We start from the raw sequence: 16,237 nt of genomic DNA, 5'->3' as shown, positions 1-16,237 counted from the left end.
GGGGGAGATTGTATCGAAGAAATGCGGGCAGTTGCTCGTGTTTAATGACTTTTATTAGGCATCCGGTCAGATGCTCAACATCGCCTGTACCCGTGCGCGGGGCTGCGACGGTATGACGCGGGCGCTGGCGGGCAGTGGCTGGTGCAACCAGTTGAGGCGGATTTCTTCGATTTCCACCCAGCCGTCGCCCATTGGCTGCAGGCTGCACTGCTTGAATGCCTGGCAATGGCCGTTGCGGTCGAGCAGGGCAAAGCTGCGGTGCAGCGGACGTGGGGCGAACAACGAGATCAGATAACGCATGGCGAGTACCTTGTTGGAGGACTGCTTTGAAGCTTGCCAGGCAGCCGTGACGCCAAGGTGTATGGGCGGTGAATAATCTGTGACAGGAACCGCTTTCCCAAGGGTTTGTCAGACATTTGAGTATTCACTGTCGAGTGCTGGTGACCCGCAGTGGCCCACCGCTATACTGCCGGCCTGTTTGTGCCTGATTCTGGAGAAAAGAGCATGTTGCAACGCCTGTTGTTCGGTTTGATCACTGTGACCAGTTTGACCCTGGTTGGCTGCGCCCACAGCCCGCAACAACTGAGCCCGGAACCGAAGCTGACCACACAGCTGGCGCCGGTCGGCCACGGTCAGCAAGTGGTGGTGCGCGTGGTTGACGGTCGTCCGTCGCCAACCCTCGGTACCCGTGGTGGCCTGTACCCGGAAACCAGCGCTATCACCGTACAGCGCGAGCAAATCCTGCCTAAGCTGCAGGCTCAGGCTGAAGCCGCCGTGCGTCTGCTCGGCTTCACCCCGACCAGCAACGCGATGAACGCGCCGCAGCTGACCGTGACCCTGACCGAGCTGAAGTACCAGTCGCCCAAAGAGGGCATGTACGTGACCGAAGCTACCATCGGCGCGACCTTCCGTTCCGACGTGCAGAGCGGCAACCGTCGCTACAGCGGCCGTTACGGCGCTTCGCTGGACCAGCGTTTCGGCATGGCGCCGAACCAGGAAACCAACACCAAGCTGGTCAGCGATGTGTTGAGCGACGCCTTGACCCGTCTGTTCAAGGACCCGACCGTGGGTCAGATCCTCGCCGAGTAAGTTTTTTGGCGAATGTAAAAAAGCCCGGTGCCAGCGATGGCCCCGGGCTTTTTCATACTCACTGTTAAGTCAGGCTCAACGCTGCCCCTGTAGGAGTGAGCCTGCTCGCGATTGCAATTTAACATTCAACATCAATGGTTCCTGATCGTCCGCCTTCGCGAGCAGGCTCACTCCTACAGGGGGCAACGGTGTTTCAGGCGGCTTGTGAATAGAAGTCGAGAACGCTCACGCCCGTCAGCAAATCGGTCTCGGGCAAATCCGCATGCTGATGCCCGCCGAGGGCGCAATACACCAGCCAATGGCGATCCTGGACATTGAAGGCGAGGCTGCCGACGAGGCTCTGCTGTTCGTCGGTCGGGGTGATGAGGTACAGGCGATCCTGGTTTTCTGCGTGAAGCATGTCGCGTTCCATGTGTGTTTCGAGGCGCGCATGGTGGCCGATCCAAATGACGAAGCCGTGACACAGGACAGCCATCGGTCGATTGTCAGGTTATTTGTCGCAAAGGCTAGGGCGATGGAAGAGGGTTTGGGTAGAATCCGCGCCGCAGTCGTCGAACGGGCGTCTGCCACACCGATTCAGTTCCGAGGTCTGTGATGTCGCTGCACTTGATGACGCTGTTTACCGCCCATCCCGCCAAATTGATAAACCTGCTGGCGCTGGCCCTGGCCTTCCCGGGCAGTTGGCTGCTGCACGCGACCCGCCGTCGTGAACAACGTGCCATGGCCAGCATCGCCGCCCAGCGCCAGGCCCAACCGAACGCCGAACCGATACTGGATTGGGCGACGTTGCGCATGAACCGGTTCTTCTACCGTTTTGGTTTTGCCTGCCTCGGCCTGGCCCTGATCGTCTCGTGGGTCAGCACCCGCTACTAAAAGCAACGCAAGCCTTTGTGGTGAGGGGATTTATCCCCGATGGACTGCGCAGCAGGCCCATGCTTTTTTCCAGATGGAAACAGAGGGGGCGCTGCGCACCCCCATCGGGGATAAACCCCCTCGCCACAATCGGATTTGCCAAAGGTTCTACAGCGGCAACCCAGCTTTTACGCGGTACTGATTGCGCACCGGCGTCGCATATTGCAGCACCAGATACGGACGGTGCTCTTCAGGGCAGGCGTCCAGCCGGCTCTGCCATTCTTCCTGTGCCTTGGCCAGTTCGTCGGCCGGGAACACCTCGGCCGCTTTTGGCACGTTCAGTTGCGGATCGGCATCGGCCCACTGCGCGTACGCCAGGTAATGCACGGGGAACAGGCGATAACCGCCGAGAATCTGCTTGTCCATCTCGACTGCCAATTGCTTGGTGTCTTCGAACAGTTCGGTGATCGGCGCGGCGAAGTTCACGTGCACCCGGCCCTTGTAGCCGGTGATGCCCTTGGCAATGCTCACGTCATCCTCGCCCGGCGCCTTGACGTAGGTGCCAGTGGTGGCGCGGATGTACAGTTCGCGGGCCTTGGCCTGGTCGCACGGGTCGTATTCGTAGCTGATCGACACCGGGGTCAGGTTCAGCGACTGGATGACTTCGCCGAACGGCTCGTCCTTGCGGCTCATGTGGAACATCTTGAGGATCGCCGACTCGGTGCGGTCATCGCCATCCTTGGCCCGGCCTTCGGCCTGAGCGATCCAGATCGAGGCGCAATCGTTGCGGATCGAATAGTTGATGTACGCCGACAACAGTTGATACGCGGCCATCTTCTCGCGACGGCCGGTGATCGAACGATGAACGATGAAGCTCTTGTTCAGGCGCATCAGATCGCTGACAAACGGCTTTTGCAGCAGGTTATCGCCGATTGCGATGCGCGGCGTCGGCAGGCCGGCGTGGTACACGGCGTAGTTGACGAAGGCCGGGTCCATCACGATGTCGCGGTGGTTGGCGATGAACAGATAAGCGCTGCCGGACTTGAATTGCTCGACCCCGGTGTAGGTCACGCCGTCGGTGGCGCGCTCGATGGTGTGGTCGACGTAGGACTCGACCTTGTCCTGCAAAGTCGCCACCGATGTCACGTCGGCGAACTCACGACGCAGCCGATGGGCTATAAGTGGTTTGAGCATCCAGCCGAAGGCACCGGCAAAACGCGGGAAGCGGAAGTGGGTGAGGATATCTAGAAACGCCTTGTCGCCGAGCAGTCTTGCCAGTACCACAGGTACTTCGCTGTCGTCGTAAGGTCGGATGGCATCGAATTCGCCCATCATGCTCTCTTGTTGGAAACGGCTAGGGTAAGTAAAGGATTTGATCGAAAACCCGCGGGGCACGGTCTGAAAAAGTAGCCAGACAAAAATAGCCCTGCAAATAGACCGGCGATTATACGCACAAGTCACCTGGGAGACCGTGATGCTGGAAACCGAGCGCTACGAATGTCCGTATTGTGGTGAGGAAGCTGAAGCTGTTCTGGATTTGTCGGCCGGGGATCAGACCTACATAGAGGACTGCCCTGTGTGCTGCAGGCCGATCAAGTTCACGCTGCAAACCGATGGTCGGGAATGGATGCTCGAAGTCCACAGCGAAAACGAGTGAGGGGCGCGCATGCAGCGAATCTACGAGCCGGAAAACCTGATGGAAGGCGAAATGCTCAAGGGCATGCTCGCCAGCGAAGGCATCGAGGCGCACCTGGTGGGCCGGGATCTGCTCGGCGGCACGGGTGAGTTGCCGATTTTCGGCCTGCTCGGCCTGTCGGTCGATAACGATCAGGCCGAGTACGCCCGCGAGCTGATCACTGCGTACAATGCCGCGCTGCCGCTGCCCGGCGATGAACCGGAGAGCTTCCCCGGCACGCTGGTCTGTTAGGCTGGCGTTCGTTTTACTTCTGAGTCGTGTTGCCCCATGTGTGGACGTTATGCCCTGTTTCGCTGGAACCGCGACTTCGCGGCCCTGCCTGGTTTTCCCGCCGATCAGCAGGCGCAGTGGAACATTTCCCCCAATGATTCGGTGTTGATGCTGCGTGCCGAGGCCGACGGCACGCGCTCGCTGGCCCGCGCCCGTTGGGGCCTGACGCCGCCGTGGCTGACCGATCTGTCGAAAACACCGGCACATGCCCGGGCGGAAACCGTGGCCGAGCAACCTATGTTCCGCGAAGCCTTGCGTCTGCGCCGCTGCCTGCTGCCGGCCAACGGTTTTTACGAATGGCGCGGGACCCAGCGCAAGCGGCCGTTCTGGCTGACGCCGGGGGAGGGCTCGTCATTGTTTTTTGCGGCGATCTGGGAGGCGTATCCGGTGCAGGAACAGGTCTGGTTGAGTACGGCGGTGATTACCCAACCGGCGTCGAGCCAGCGCCGGCCGTTGATTCTCGATGAGGCGGGGCAGGCGGCGTGGCTGGATCCGGAGACGCCGTTGCATGTGTTGCAGGGTTTGCTGGCCAGTGAACCGGCGGCGCTGCGTGAGCGGGTGTTGGCGAATCTGATCAATGATCCGAAACTCAATGGGCCGGAGTGTTTGACCCCGGGTTAAAGCCTGTAGATCAAAAGCCCCTCACCCTAGCCCTCTCCCAGAGGGAGAGGGGACCGATTGGGGGATATTGAAGAAATACACCGACTTGAACGCTCTGCTTTGAATCCATAATCGACTGGTTATTTCAGGTCGATGTATGACAGGAGACAACTCGGTCGGCCCCCTCTCCCTCCCAGAGGGAGAGGGGACCGATTGGGGGATATTGAAGAAATACACCGACTTGAACGCTCTGCTTTGAATCCATAATCGACTGGTTATTTCAGGTCGATGTATGACAGGAGACAACTCGGTCGGCCCCCCTCTCCCTCCGGGAGAGGGCTGGGGTGAGGGTGCTTTTCGCTTTTCAGACCTTGAACTGATTGATCAACCGCCGCTGCTGCTCAGCCAATTTGGTCAAATCCGCGCTCGCCGAACTCGACTCATCCGCACCGCCCGCCACTTCATTGGCCACTTGCCCGATGTTGATCACATTGCGGTTGATGTCATCCGCCACCGCGCTCTGTTCTTCGGCCGCACTGGCAATCTGCGTGTTCATGTCGTTGATCACCGACACCGCCTGAGTAATCGTTTCCAGCGCTTGAGCCGCTTTCGCCGCGTGCTGCACGCTTTCATCGGTACGGTTCTGGCTGTCTTCCATGACCCGCACGACATCGCGGGTGCCCTGTTGCAGTTGCTGGATCATGCTCTGGATTTCTTCGGTGGCCTTCTGGGTCTTCTGCGCCAGATTGCGCACCTCGTCCGCCACCACGGCAAAACCGCGCCCTTGTTCGCCGGCACGCGCCGCTTCGATCGCCGCGTTCAGCGCCAGCAGGTTGGTCTGTTCGGCGATCCCGCGAATCGCGGTGAGGATCGCGTTGATGTTCTCGCTGTCCTTGGCCAGGGCCTGCACCACCTCCACGGCTTTGCCGATTTCCACCGCCAGCACGCCAATCGAATTCGAGGTGTCACGGACAATCTGCATGCCTTGCCCTGCGGCCTGATCCGCATGGCTGGCGGCTTGCGCGGCCTGGGTGGCGTTGCGCGCGACGTCTTGCGCAGTCGCGGTCATTTCCTGCACGGCGGTGGCGACCTGATCGATCTCGGCCATTTGTTTCTGAATGCCGATGTTGGTGCGAATTGCGATGTCGGCGGTGTGTTCAGAGGAATCGCTGACGCTCTGCACCGACGTCACCACCTGCGTGATCATCGCCTGCAACTTGGCGAGGAAGGTGTTGAAGCCCTTGGCAATCGAGCCGAGCTCATCGCTGCGATCACTGCTCAAGCGACGAGTCAGATCGCCTTCACCTTTGGCGATGTCATCCAGCATGGCGACCATTTGCTTGAGTGGTCGGGCGATGCCGTGACCGACCAGCCAGATCACCAGCAGGCCGACGCCGGCGATGATCAGACCGACGATGGCCATGCCGAAGGTATCGGATTTGCGCTGGGCATCGAGGTCGGCCTGGAGCTTCTGCAGATCCGCCATCACTGCGTTCAGCGGCAATTGCAGCATCAAGGTCCAGCGGGCGTCGGTCTGGCCGATGCCGAACGGCAGGTACAACTCGATGCGGCCCTTGTCCTTGTTGACCGAGTAGGTGACTTCGCCGCGCTTGAGATTGGCCATGTTGGCGATCTGCTCGGCGTCGAGGATGTCGCTGACCTTCTCACCGAACTTGCTTGGGTCCTTGGTGTAGGCAACGATCCGGCCGTTGCCGCCGATCAGGGCCATTTGCCCGGCACCGCTGTAGAGTTTCTGGTTGGCGCCGAGGAGCATGTCCTGGATGAAGTTCACCGACAGGTCGGCGCCGACAATGCCCTGGAATGCGCCGTTGAGCATGATCGGCTCAATGAACGAGGCGAGCATGACGATCTTGTCGCCGACCTTGTACGGCGCCGGATCGATCACGCAGGATTTTTTGCTCTCTTTCGAGCACAGGTAGTATTCGCTGGCGCGCACGCCGGTGGACAGGACTTTCTGGTCGTCGACGTCCGCCAGTTTGTCCAGGCCGAGGGTGCCGTCGTCGTTGCGGAACCACCATGGCAGGAAGCGCCCGTTGGCTGCGTCGATACCCACCACGCTGGTGCCGACGTAGGCTGCGTCATTGTGGTCCAGTGCGTTCTTTTCCCAGCCGATGTAAGTGCCGAGAATCTTCGGATTCTTCTCGACGTTCTCTTTGATCAGGCTGATCAACTGCTTGCGGCTGACGGTCAGGCGCGGCTGACCATCGGCGCCCGGCGTGCCGAGCAGGGCGTTGACGCGCACCAGTCCGCCGGCAATCAGCAGCGGCGCTTCGAGTTCGCGCTGGATCTGGCTGACCTGGGTCTGCGCCAGCGAGGTCAGGCGTTGTTCGATGACTTGCTCGAACTGCGCCTGCGTGCGCTGTTGCACCATCTCTTGCGTACGGGCGCCGGAAAACAGCGCGTACAGCACCAGCGCGGCGACCACGCTGAGGACAATGGCGCCGGCCAGGGCGGCGACGGAAAACTGGATCGACTTGAACTTCATGGGAGCTCCGCACGCAAGAGGACGTCTGCGCTGTTGTATCGGCAGCAGGCATTGCGCCATGAGTGCTGAGCGGAACAATGGGGCGGGGGATGTCGCAAATGGATCGGTGTGCGACGCAGTGGTAGCGGGTTCGCCGGTCGCTGTGAATTTTTTACGACAGGGGTGGTGGGAAACGTCGAAAAGACACTGCAACACGTCTGTTGTATCTGGCGTCGATACAATTACCCGCCTAGGATACGCGCATGTTTTCAGGGAGCTTTTGAATGAACAAGACATTGGTTGTAAGTGCACTGAGCGCAGCGCTGTTGCTGGCCGGTTGTCAGTCAGTCAACACCACCAGCGGCGGAGCCGTGGGGGTGGAGCGCAAGCAGTACATGTTCAGCATGCTGTCCTCGCAAGAGGTCGACCAGATGTATGCCCAGTCCTATCAGAAGACCGTTGGCGAAGCGTCGAGCAAAGGCGTGCTGGACAAGAGCAGCCCGGAGGCCAAGCGGGTTCAGGCGATTGCCAACCGGCTGATCGCCCAGGCGCCGAATTTCCGCCCCGATGCCGCGCAATGGCAGTGGGAGGTCAACCTGATCAAGAGCGATGAGCTCAACGCCAACTGCGGTCCTGGCGGCAAGATCATTTTCTACACCGGGCTGATCGACAGCCTGAAACTCACCGACGATGAAATCGCCGCAGTGATGGGCCATGAAATCGCCCACGCCCTGCGCGAGCACGGTCGTGAAGCGATGTCCAAGGCTTACGGGATCGAAATGGCCAAGCAGGGCGCTGGCGCGTTGTTCGGTCTGGGTCAGGACAGTCTGGCGCTGGCCGACACCGTCGCCAACTACGGCATGACCTTGCCCAACAGCCGCGCCAACGAAAACGAAGCCGACCTGATCGGCCTCGAACTGGCCGCCCGCGCCGGGTACAACCCGAATGCCGCGATCACCCTGTGGAACAAGATGAGCAAGGCCTCGGAAGGCGCACCGCCAGAGTTCATGAGTACCCACCCGGCTTCGGCCAGCCGGATCGCCTCGTTGCAGGCGGCGATTCCGAAGGTCATGCCGCTGTACGAGAAAGCCCCGAAATCCTGAGTCCGTCGCAGTTCCTGTGCCTGATGGGATTGATTGTGGTGAAGGGATTTATCCCCGATGGGGTGCGAAGCGCGCCCAAAACCTGATGTCTCAGAGTGTCAGGCATACCGCAGTTTAGGTTTGGGGCTGCTTCGCAGCCCCATCGGGGATAAATCCCCTCGCCACAGGTTGTGGGTAGTTCAGTAGATGAAGTTAAACCCAGCCACTGCTCTGCATCGCCTTGTACACCGCAACGATCGCCAGAATGAAGAACGCCGAAGCCGCCAGGCGACGGATCAAGGTCAGCGGCAATTTGTCCGCGGCAAAATTACCCGCCAATACCACCGGCACGTTGGCAATCAACATGCCCGCCGTCGTACCGATAATTACCAGCCACAGCTCAGGGTATTGCGCCGCCAGCATCACCGTGGCGACCTGAGTCTTGTCGCCCATTTCGGCCAGGAAGAACGCAATCAGCGTCGTCAGGAAAGGCCCGAACTTGCGCGCAGTGCTGGCTTCATCGTCGTCCATCTTGTCCGGGACCAGGGTCCACAGGGCAGTGGCGGTGAAGCTTGCGGCGAGAATCCAGTGCAGGACCGAGTCTGAGAAGAAACTGCCGAACCAGGCGCCTACCGCACCGGCTGCTGCGTGGTTGGCCAAGGTCGCGGCGACGATACCGGCAATGATCGGCCAGGGTTTGCGAAAGCGAGCGGCGAGAATCAGCGCGAGCAGTTGCGTCTTGTCGCCGATTTCGGCCAAGGCAACGATTGCGGTGGGAACGAGTAATGAGTCCAGCATCAGGATTTCCTAAGGGGCGGGTCGACACGGCTATGACACGTACAGCCTTCCCGCCCCGGGTAAGGTGTGCGTGTCATAGGTCTTGTCAAACCCTGCGATCCGTCTGGTGCGGACGCTTGGGTCGCATACGCCATGATCTGAGGATCAAGTATGTTGACGTATGCCGGACGAGCTTGGCGCTCGTGGGAGACTACTCCCCTAGGACGGAGCGGATTCTGCCTAGGCAGAACCCATTCGGCAAGTGCTAATTTTCAGCCACGCTTGGCGCGGTAGATGCGGAAACCATTGCCTTCAGCCTTGATCGCACACACGCCCAGATGCTCTTCGATCAGTGGCTGATACTTCAGGAAGCTGTTCGCGACCAAGCGCAGTTCGCCGCCGTTTTTCAGATGTTTCGCCGCTTTTCGCAGCAAGTTTTCGGTGGCGAAATAATCGGTATGAACCCCGACATGGAACGGCGGGTTGCTCAGAATCGCGTTCAAACCCATCGGCGCGGCGTCGATGCCATCACCGGTCAGCACCTCCGCTTCCAGACCGTTGGCAGCCAATGTCAGGCGACTGCTGGCGGCGGCGAACGCATCGACGTCGAGCAAAGTGACCTGATTGTGCGGATACCGACGTTTTACCGCAGCGCCCAACACGCCCGCTCCACAACCGAAATCCAGCAGATGACCGCTCGGCAGTTTGTCCAGATGCTCCAGCAGCAGGGCGCTGCCGCGATCCAGTCGACCATGGCTGAACACGCCCGGCAGGCTGATGACTTTCAACGGGCCTTCGGCCAGCGGCAACTCATAGGTCTGCGCCAGGCTTTCCAGTGATTTGGCTTGCGGCGCGTTGGCCACGGTGACCTGCCACAGTTGGCAATGGCGCGCGCTGTCAAGTTTGCGTGGTTTGCCGAACAGGTTGAGCTGTTTCGATGCGCCTTCGATACCGCTGCGCTTTTCCCCTACCAGAAACACCTCACGCCCGGCCAGACGCGCGGCCACTGCGTTGAGGATGTAGTCGGTCAAATCCTTGGACTTGGGCAAAAACACCACGGCGCTGTCGAACTCGCGCTCCGGCACGTTCACGCCAAAGTGGCTGCGACCTTCGAAGCGCACATCGAGTGCGGCCTGGTCACCGGCATGCCAGCACCAGCCGAACGCATTGGGCAGGCGCCCGAGCAAATCGTCGGCGGGCAAACCGGCCAACAACAGCGAACCCTGGAATAACTCGGGCTGACGAAGCAGTACTTCACTGCGCGGATCCATAACTGCTCCTTGGAAAAAAGTGCCGCAGTTTATCAACTGACGACCCGCAGCGCTTTACCGCTGAAGAACGCCTGCGCGTTTTCGCTCAATTGGCCGACGATGCGCTGCCGCGCCTCGCGACTGCCCCAGGCGTTGTGCGGGGTGACTATAAGGCGTGGAATATCGGCGGCCAGCAATGGATTGCCGTTGACCGGTGGTTCGACGCTCAGCACATCGGTGGCCGCGCCGCCGAGATGGCCGTTGCGCAAAGCATCAGCCAGGGCTTGTTCGTCGATCAGACCTCCACGGGCGGTGTTGACCACAAAGGCGCCGGGTTTCATCGCCGCCAGTTCGTGTGCACCGATGAAGTGCCGGGTGTGTTCGTTGAGCGGGCAATGCAGGGTCAGGGCGTCGACCTGTGGCAGTAACGCCTCCAGCGGCAGGCGATCCGCGCGGGCAGGGCGGCCCGGAATCTGCCCGAGCAGTACGCGCATGCCAAATGCTTCGGCCAGTCGCGCGACGGCGCCGCCGAGTTCGCCGTGACCGAGCAGGCCGAGGGTTTTGCCTTCCAGTTCGACGATCGGGTAGTCCAGCAGGCAGAACTGTTTTGCCTGCTGCCAGCGACCTTCGCCCACCGCTTTCTGGTAGTCAGCCAGGCGCGTGGCGAGGTTGAGCAGCAACATGATCGTGTGTTGCGCCACCGACGGCGTGCCGTAACCCTGACAGTTGCACACGGTGATGCCGTGGGAGCGGGCCGCTTCCAGATCGACGTTGTTGGTGCCGGTGGCGGTGATCAGGATCAGCTTCAGATCGGGGTTGGCGGCCATCGCGGCGGCGTCGATACGGATCTTGTTGGTGATCGCCACGGTGGCACCTTGCAGGCGCTCGCTGACCTGTTCGGGCAAGGTCTGGGCGAACAGTTGCAGGTCGCTGAAGCAGGCGCGCAACGGGCTGAGGTCGAGATCGCCGAGATCCAGAGACGGGTGATCAAGGAATACGGCGCGGCGCGGGTTCGTCATCAACTGTACCTTTTGTGCGGTGAACGGAAGGCGTAATCTGCCGAGCCTACCAGATGAAACAATTGGTTACGCACAGCGCCCGAAAGTCTCATGCGATACATCGCCAAGTGAATAACTTTGTGGCGAGGGGATTTATCCCCGATGGCTGCGAAGCAGCCCCAAAAACATTTTTTTGGGTGTTTCAGGCGCACCGCAAGCAATGGGTTTGCGACTGCTGCGCAGTCGGTCGGGGATAAATCCCCTCACCACAGTAACTGCGTTTCCTACAGATTTTTTAATAGACCAAGCTGCCCCAGAGGAGCCCCCATGTACTGGACCGAGTTCTTGACCGTTGCACTGATCCATCTGCTGGCCGTGGCCAGCCCGGGCCCGGACTTTGCCGTGGTGGTGCGCGAGAGCGTGACCCATGGCCGACGCGCGGGCACCTGGACCGCATTGGGCGTAGGCACGGCGATTTTCCTGCACGTGGGCTATTCGCTGTTGGGCATCGGCCTGATCGTGTCGCAGTCGATCGTGCTGTTCAACGCATTGAAATGGGCGGCTGCCGCTTACCTGCTGTACATCGGCTTCAAGGCCTTGCGCGCGCAACCGGCGAAACCCGTCACTGACGATCTGCACAAGGAGGCCGGTGTACGTACCGCGCGCGGCGCTTTCACTTCTGGCTTCGTCACCAACGGCCTGAACCCGAAAGCCACGCTGTTCTTCCTCTCGCTGTTCACCGTGGTGATCAACCCGCACACCCCGCTGGCGGTGCAGGCCGGTTACGGGGTTTACCTCGCCGTTGCGACGGCTGTCTGGTTCTGCCTGGTGGCGATGCTGTTCAGTCAGCAACGCGTGCGTGCCGGTTTCGCCCGCATGGGCCACTGGTTCGACCGCACCATGGGCGCGGTGCTGATCGCCATCGGCGTGAAACTCGCGTTCACCGAGATGCACTGAGTAAGCACCGCGATCAACTGTGTGTGCGGGCTTGCTCGCGAATGCGTCGGATCAGTCGACTTCAGAGGTGACTGGAAGACCGCTTTCGCGAGCAAGCCCGCTCCCACAGGGGAGCGAGGCGATTCCTACAACAGTTCGCTGAGTTTGCTCAGGTTGTTGAGGTATTCGCGCGGATTCTCCCCGAGCAAACGGCGAAACATCGCGCTGAACGCCCGCGCGCTGCCGTAACCCAAGTCCCGTGCCACGCTTTGCACGCTGTCCCCGGCGAGCAGGCGCGGCAGGGCTTCCATCAGGCGCAGTTGCTGGCGCCAGGCGTTGAAGCTCATCTTCAGTTGTCGTTGGAACAGCCGCGCCAGGGTGCGTGAGCTGGCACCGACCTGTTGCGCCCAGTCTTCCAGGGTGTTGGGGTGATCGGGTGTGTGCAGCAGCGCCAGACAGATGTTCTGCAGGCGCCGGTCAGTCGGCATCGGAATGTGCAGCGGCAGGTTTTCCAGGCTGGCCAGTTCTTCCAGCATCAACTGCTGGATCAGCGGATTGTCCGCGTGCGGCGGGCCCTGTACGGCGCGCAGGATCAACTCGCGCAGCAGCGGCGTTACCGCCAGCACGCAGCACTGTTGCAGGCTGGCCGGTGACAGCTCGGGGGCGATGAACAGTGAGCGCATCTGCACGTCGCCGGACATGAATATCTCGTGTGCGACTTGTGGCGCAATCCACACCGCGCGGCTCGGCGGAATCACCCAGGCACCCAGATCGGTGACCACGCGCATGATCCCTCTGACGGCATACAGCAACTGCGCCTCGCGGTGCAGGTGCAGCGGCTGGTGTGCGCCGTCCAGATAATCCCGGGGATAGGCACTCACCGGGCCGTGTTCGAAATGGGTGATTAACATGTCTGATTCGATGACTTGGTTGGCAGGTATGCGCTTTGTCGCCAACTTAGCATAGAGCCGCTGACAACCATCCGCCCATAACAAACACAAGCGTGCCGCCATGAACCAATCTCGAAACGTCATACGTTATGTCAACGCCGCCCATGTGATCGATCACATGTTCATGCTGATTTTTCCCGCCGCCGTGCTCGGCATGACCCAGGCTTTTGGTCTCGACTACGCCGCGCTGATCGGCCTGTCGCTGGGCGGCTTCATTGCCTTTGGCGCCTGCTCGCTACCGGCTGGCTGGTTAGGTGATCACTGGAGTCGGCGGCAGATGATGCTGGTGTTTTTCTTCGGCATTGGCGCCTCGGCGATCTTCACCGGGCTGAGCACTGGCCCGACGATGCTGGTAGTGGGGCTGACCCTGATTGGCATTTTTGCAGCGATCTATCACCCGGTGGGCACCGCTATGCTGGTGGCTTATGCACAGAACCGTGGGCGGGAGATCGGCATCAACGGCATGTGGGGCAACCTTGGCGTGGCGTTTTCGGCGCTGATCACCGGGTTGCTGGTGGCGCAGTTCGGCTGGCGTTCAGCGTTCGTGTTACCGGGGGTGGTGGCAATTGTGCTGGGAATCGGTTTTGCCTTGCAGGTGCGTGAGGAGCCGATCCCGCGGCGTCCGCACACCGCCCTGAAAGGCGTTGCGGGGCAACGGATTTCGATGGTCATGGTGTTCACGGTGCTGGCGCTGGCCATTGCCACCGGCGGCGTGGTGTTCAATGCCACGACCATGACCTACCCGAAGCTGTTTCAGGAGCGTCTGCATGACTTGTTCGCCTCGCCGCAAACCCTTGGCGTGGTGGTCAGCCTGGCGTACGCCTTCGGTGCGGTGGCGCAATTGAGCATCGGCCAGGTGCTGCACCGGGTCAGCCTGAAATGGCCGTTTATTGTGTTGACGCTGTTTCAGGCGCCGCTGTTGTACGCCATGGCGTATGTCGATGGCTGGGCAGTGATCGTGCTCGGTGCGGCGTTCATGTTCGTGGTGTTCGGTCAGGTGACGGTGAACGATTCGATGGTCGCCAATTTCGTTGCGCCGCAGTGGCAGTCACGGGTCTTCGCCCTGCGTTACTGCCTGTCGTTCGGCGCCAGCGCAACGGCGATTCCGCTGATTGCCTATGTCGAACCGCGCCATGGTTTTGTCGGGCTTTACTTGATTCTGGCGGGTTTCGGCGCGTTGACCTTCCTCGCTGCCGTGTTTTTCCCACGCATTCCTTCCGAAGCGGCTGTAGGGCAAACGGCCTGATCGGCGCTGAATACCGGCAAATGCTGGCGCAAAGCTAGCATTTGTACGGTTCTGCAAATCATTCCTTTGGCTGATTTGGCTGGGGTATAACGGCTCTAGAGTAATGCTCTCTACGCCAACACCGTGCAGCCAGAAAAGGGATTCATATGTTGCAGACTCGCGTCATTCCCCCGGCCGATGGGGCCTACCAGTATCCATTGCTGATCAAACGGCTGCTGATGTCCGGCGCCCGTTACGAGAAAACCCGCGAGATCATCTACCGAGACCAGTTGCGCTACAGCTATCCGACCCTGATCGAGCGCGTGGCGCGGCTAGCCAACGTGTTGACGGAGGCCGGGGTGAAGGCGGGTGACACCGTGGCGGTGATGGACTGGGACAGCCATCGCTACCTGGAATGCATGTTCGCCATCCCGATGATCGGCGCGGTGATCCACACCATCAACGTGCGCCTCTCGCCGGAGCAGATCCTCTACACCATGAACCACGCCGAGGACCGCTTCGTGCTGGTCAACAGCGAGTTTGTCGGGCTGTACCAGGCCATCGCGCCGCACCTGACCACGGTGGAGAAAACCCTGCTGCTGACCGATCTGCCGGAGAAGACTGCCGAGCTGCCGAACCTGGTCGGCGAGTACGAGCAACTGCTGGCCGCCGCCAGCACGCAGTACGACTTCCAGGACTTCGACGAAAACTCGGTCGCCACCACGTTCTACACCACCGGCACCACCGGCAACCCGAAGGGCGTGTACTTCACCCATCGGCAACTGGTGCTGCACACCATGGGCGTGTCGACCATCATGGGCGCGATCGACAGCGTGCGGCTGCTCGGCACCAACGACGTGTACATGCCGATTACCCCGATGTTCCATGTGCATGCCTGGGGCCTGCCATACGTGGCGACCATGCTCGGGCTCAAGCAGGTTTATCCGGGGCGTTACGACCCTGAATTCCTGGTCGAGCTGTGGCGCAAGGAGAAGGTCACGTTCTCCCACTGCGTGCCGACCATCCTGCAAATGCTGCTCAACGCTAAAGGCGCGCAGGGCACCGATTTTGGTGGCTGGAAAATCGTCATCGGTGGCAGCGCGCTCAATCGCACGTTGTATGAAACCGCCAAGTCCCGGGGCATTCAACTGACGGCGGCGTACGGCATGTCGGAGACCGGGCCACTGGTCTCATGCGCGCATCTGAATGACGAACTGATGGCCGGCACCGAAGACGAGCGCACCACTTACCGGATCAAGGCCGGTGTGCCGGGGCCGCTGGTCGAAGCGGCGATTGTCGATGCCGAGGGTAACTTTCTCCCGGCCGACGGCGAGACCCAGGGTGAACTGGTGCTGCGTGCGCCGTGGCTCACCGAAGGTTATTTCAACGAGCCGCAGAAGGGCGCCGAACTGTGGGCTGGTGGCTGGTTGCACACCGGTGATGTGGCGACACTCGACAGCATGGGCGTGATCGACATCCGTGACCGGATCAAAGACGTAATCAAGACCGGCGGCGAGTGGATTTCCTCGCTGGACCTCGAGGACCTGATCAGCCGTCACGCGGCGGTACGTGAAGTAGCAGTGGTGGGCATCGCCGATCCGCAGTGGGGCGAGCGCCCGTTTGCGCTGCTGGTGATCCGCGAAGGGCACGTGATCGGCGCGCGCGAGCTCAAGGAACACCTCAAGCCATTCGTGGAGTTGGGGCACCTGAGCAAGTGGGCGATTCCGAGCCAGATCGCCCTTGTTACTGAAATTCCCAAGACCAGTGTCGGTAAACTCGACAAGAAGCGCATCCGCCTCGACATCACCGAATGGCAGGCCAACAACAGCACCTTCCTCTCGACGCTCTGAGCGTCTGCTGGCGCGCCGAAAACGGCGCGCCAGACCCACCAAGCAAGCGCTTGGCTTGTTAAATTCAAATTTTCAGCCATCCTTGCGAGGCCGACATGTGTCGGACTGGCGAAAGGACTGTTCCAGAGTGGCCGGCAGCTGCAAATCACACTTTAGAGGGATCAAGCAATACCACCT

Annotated in this window: 17 protein-coding genes, 1 pseudogene and 1 riboswitch; of the genes and pseudogenes, 9 read left to right on the top strand and 9 right to left on the bottom strand. The window is 60.6% G+C overall.

Annotated features, from left to right (window positions below; all coding sequences use genetic code 11):
* Positions 1-66: 66 nt before the first annotated feature.
* Positions 67-300 carry a hypothetical protein gene (locus QMK55_RS08360; protein ID WP_003228102.1) on the bottom strand — a complete coding sequence of 78 codons (234 nt, stop codon included), beginning with the start codon at positions 298-300 and terminating at the stop codon, positions 67-69.
* Between the two features lie 204 nt (positions 301-504).
* Between QMK55_RS08360 and QMK55_RS08355 the strand changes: the two genes are divergently transcribed.
* A complete protein-coding gene (locus QMK55_RS08355) occupies positions 505-1,089 on the top strand; it encodes a YajG family lipoprotein (RefSeq protein WP_025109324.1) in 585 nt (194 codons plus the stop codon).
* 193 nt (positions 1,090-1,282) lie between these two features.
* On the opposite strand, the gene QMK55_RS08350 is transcribed toward QMK55_RS08355, so the two are convergent.
* Entirely contained in the window at positions 1,283-1,489 is a 207-nt protein-coding gene (locus QMK55_RS08350; RefSeq protein WP_027612213.1) for a hypothetical protein, read from the bottom strand.
* A gap of 194 nt (positions 1,490-1,683) precedes the next feature.
* Between QMK55_RS08350 and QMK55_RS08345 the strand changes: the two genes are divergently transcribed.
* The gene (locus tag QMK55_RS08345) at positions 1,684-1,962 is read left to right on the top strand and encodes a hypothetical protein (RefSeq protein ID WP_320329027.1); all 279 of its coding nucleotides are present in this window, start codon (positions 1,684-1,686) and stop codon (positions 1,960-1,962) included.
* A 147-nt stretch (positions 1,963-2,109) separates the two neighbouring features.
* Here the strand turns inward: QMK55_RS08345 and QMK55_RS08340 are convergent, their stop codons facing one another.
* Positions 2,110-3,273 carry a 1-acyl-sn-glycerol-3-phosphate acyltransferase gene (locus QMK55_RS08340; protein WP_178082182.1) on the bottom strand — a complete coding sequence of 388 codons (1,164 nt, stop codon included), beginning with the start codon at positions 3,271-3,273 and terminating at the stop codon, positions 2,110-2,112.
* A gap of 142 nt (positions 3,274-3,415) precedes the next feature.
* Between QMK55_RS08340 and QMK55_RS08335 the strand changes: the two genes are divergently transcribed.
* From QMK55_RS08335 to QMK55_RS08325, 3 genes are read left to right on the top strand one after another with little or no spacing between them, the layout of a single operon-like run.
* A complete protein-coding gene (locus QMK55_RS08335; RefSeq protein ID WP_102359083.1) occupies positions 3,416-3,598 on the top strand; it encodes a CPXCG motif-containing cysteine-rich protein in 183 nt (60 codons plus the stop codon).
* Positions 3,599-3,607: 9 nt separating this feature from the next.
* Complete coding sequence (locus QMK55_RS08330) at positions 3,608-3,868, top strand: putative signal transducing protein (RefSeq protein WP_025109321.1); 261 nt, start codon at positions 3,608-3,610, stop codon at positions 3,866-3,868.
* A 36-nt stretch (positions 3,869-3,904) separates the two neighbouring features.
* Entirely contained in the window at positions 3,905-4,528 is a 624-nt protein-coding gene (locus QMK55_RS08325; protein WP_102359082.1) for an SOS response-associated peptidase, read from the top strand.
* A 343-nt stretch (positions 4,529-4,871) separates the two neighbouring features.
* On the opposite strand, the gene QMK55_RS28590 is transcribed toward QMK55_RS08325, so the two are convergent.
* Together QMK55_RS28590 and QMK55_RS28585 are read right to left on the bottom strand one after the other, a co-directional pair.
* Entirely contained in the window at positions 4,872-5,615 is a 744-nt protein-coding gene (locus QMK55_RS28590; RefSeq protein ID WP_413787282.1) for a methyl-accepting chemotaxis protein, read from the bottom strand.
* Positions 5,616-5,726: 111 nt separating this feature from the next.
* Positions 5,727-5,930: pseudogene (locus QMK55_RS28585) on the bottom strand (HAMP domain-containing protein); the annotation flags it as partial.
* Between the two features lie 1,346 nt (positions 5,931-7,276).
* Here QMK55_RS28585 and QMK55_RS08315 point away from each other — a divergent pair.
* Positions 7,277-8,095, top strand: coding sequence for a M48 family metallopeptidase (locus QMK55_RS08315; RefSeq protein ID WP_102356565.1), 819 nt, complete (start codon positions 7,277-7,279; stop codon positions 8,093-8,095).
* Between the two features lie 192 nt (positions 8,096-8,287).
* Here QMK55_RS08315 and QMK55_RS08310 read toward each other — a convergent pair whose 3' ends face one another.
* The 3 genes from QMK55_RS08310 to QMK55_RS08300 form a co-directional block, all read right to left on the bottom strand.
* Entirely contained in the window at positions 8,288-8,872 is a 585-nt protein-coding gene (locus tag QMK55_RS08310) for a TMEM165/GDT1 family protein (RefSeq protein ID WP_102356566.1), read from the bottom strand.
* Between the two features lie 88 nt (positions 8,873-8,960).
* Positions 8,961-9,083, bottom strand: a riboswitch (yybP-ykoY riboswitch).
* Between the two features lie 40 nt (positions 9,084-9,123).
* Positions 9,124-10,122, bottom strand: coding sequence for a class I SAM-dependent methyltransferase (locus tag QMK55_RS08305; protein ID WP_320329025.1), 999 nt, complete (start codon positions 10,120-10,122; stop codon positions 9,124-9,126).
* A gap of 32 nt (positions 10,123-10,154) precedes the next feature.
* Positions 10,155-11,120, bottom strand: coding sequence for a 2-hydroxyacid dehydrogenase (locus QMK55_RS08300; RefSeq protein WP_320329024.1), 966 nt, complete (start codon positions 11,118-11,120; stop codon positions 10,155-10,157).
* Between the two features lie 306 nt (positions 11,121-11,426).
* Here QMK55_RS08300 and QMK55_RS08295 point away from each other — a divergent pair, with 306 nt between their 5' ends.
* Positions 11,427-12,056 carry a LysE family translocator gene (locus tag QMK55_RS08295; RefSeq protein WP_102356569.1) on the top strand — a complete coding sequence of 210 codons (630 nt, stop codon included), beginning with the start codon at positions 11,427-11,429 and terminating at the stop codon, positions 12,054-12,056.
* A 125-nt stretch (positions 12,057-12,181) separates the two neighbouring features.
* On the opposite strand, the gene QMK55_RS08290 is transcribed toward QMK55_RS08295, so the two are convergent.
* Complete coding sequence (locus tag QMK55_RS08290; RefSeq protein ID WP_102356570.1) at positions 12,182-12,946, bottom strand: AraC family transcriptional regulator; 765 nt, start codon at positions 12,944-12,946, stop codon at positions 12,182-12,184.
* Between the two features lie 100 nt (positions 12,947-13,046).
* On the opposite strand from QMK55_RS08290, the gene QMK55_RS08285 reads away from it, so the two are divergent.
* Both QMK55_RS08285 and QMK55_RS08280 read left to right on the top strand, forming a co-directional pair.
* Entirely contained in the window at positions 13,047-14,231 is a 1,185-nt protein-coding gene (locus tag QMK55_RS08285; RefSeq protein WP_320329023.1) for an MFS transporter, read from the top strand.
* 146 nt (positions 14,232-14,377) lie between these two features.
* The gene (locus QMK55_RS08280) at positions 14,378-16,060 is read left to right on the top strand and encodes a fatty acid--CoA ligase (protein WP_320329022.1); all 1,683 of its coding nucleotides are present in this window, start codon (positions 14,378-14,380) and stop codon (positions 16,058-16,060) included.
* Positions 16,061-16,237 lie beyond the last annotated feature (177 nt).

This window comes from Pseudomonas sp. P8_229 (genome assembly GCF_034008635.1).
In the GTDB taxonomy this organism is placed as follows: Bacteria; Pseudomonadota; Gammaproteobacteria; order Pseudomonadales; family Pseudomonadaceae; genus Aquipseudomonas.
This window is presented reverse-complemented; position numbering and strand designations above follow the sequence as displayed.

Coding starts and splice junctions, on each gene's coding strand:
- QMK55_RS08340 (WP_178082182.1), bottom strand. CDS start 3,273: ATGGGCGAATTCGATGCCATCCGACCTTACGACGACAGCGAAGTACCT.
- QMK55_RS08345 (WP_320329027.1), top strand. CDS start 1,684: ATGTCGCTGCACTTGATGACGCTGTTTACCGCCCATCCCGCCAAATTG.
- QMK55_RS08325 (WP_102359082.1), top strand. CDS start 3,905: ATGTGTGGACGTTATGCCCTGTTTCGCTGGAACCGCGACTTCGCGGCC.
- QMK55_RS08360 (WP_003228102.1), bottom strand. CDS start 300: ATGCGTTATCTGATCTCGTTGTTCGCCCCACGTCCGCTGCACCGCAGC.
- QMK55_RS08290 (WP_102356570.1), bottom strand. CDS start 12,946: ATGTTAATCACCCATTTCGAACACGGCCCGGTGAGTGCCTATCCCCGG.
- QMK55_RS08300 (WP_320329024.1), bottom strand. CDS start 11,120: ATGACGAACCCGCGCCGCGCCGTATTCCTTGATCACCCGTCTCTGGAT.
- QMK55_RS28590 (WP_413787282.1), bottom strand. CDS start 5,615: ATGGCCGAGATCGATCAGGTCGCCACCGCCGTGCAGGAAATGACCGCG.
- QMK55_RS08310 (WP_102356566.1), bottom strand. CDS start 8,872: ATGCTGGACTCATTACTCGTTCCCACCGCAATCGTTGCCTTGGCCGAA.
- QMK55_RS08355 (WP_025109324.1), top strand. CDS start 505: ATGTTGCAACGCCTGTTGTTCGGTTTGATCACTGTGACCAGTTTGACC.
- QMK55_RS08335 (WP_102359083.1), top strand. CDS start 3,416: ATGCTGGAAACCGAGCGCTACGAATGTCCGTATTGTGGTGAGGAAGCT.
- QMK55_RS08305 (WP_320329025.1), bottom strand. CDS start 10,122: ATGGATCCGCGCAGTGAAGTACTGCTTCGTCAGCCCGAGTTATTCCAG.
- QMK55_RS08315 (WP_102356565.1), top strand. CDS start 7,277: ATGAACAAGACATTGGTTGTAAGTGCACTGAGCGCAGCGCTGTTGCTG.
- QMK55_RS08350 (WP_027612213.1), bottom strand. CDS start 1,489: ATGCTTCACGCAGAAAACCAGGATCGCCTGTACCTCATCACCCCGACC.
- QMK55_RS08280 (WP_320329022.1), top strand. CDS start 14,378: ATGTTGCAGACTCGCGTCATTCCCCCGGCCGATGGGGCCTACCAGTAT.
- QMK55_RS08330 (WP_025109321.1), top strand. CDS start 3,608: ATGCAGCGAATCTACGAGCCGGAAAACCTGATGGAAGGCGAAATGCTC.
- QMK55_RS08295 (WP_102356569.1), top strand. CDS start 11,427: ATGTACTGGACCGAGTTCTTGACCGTTGCACTGATCCATCTGCTGGCC.
- QMK55_RS08285 (WP_320329023.1), top strand. CDS start 13,047: ATGAACCAATCTCGAAACGTCATACGTTATGTCAACGCCGCCCATGTG.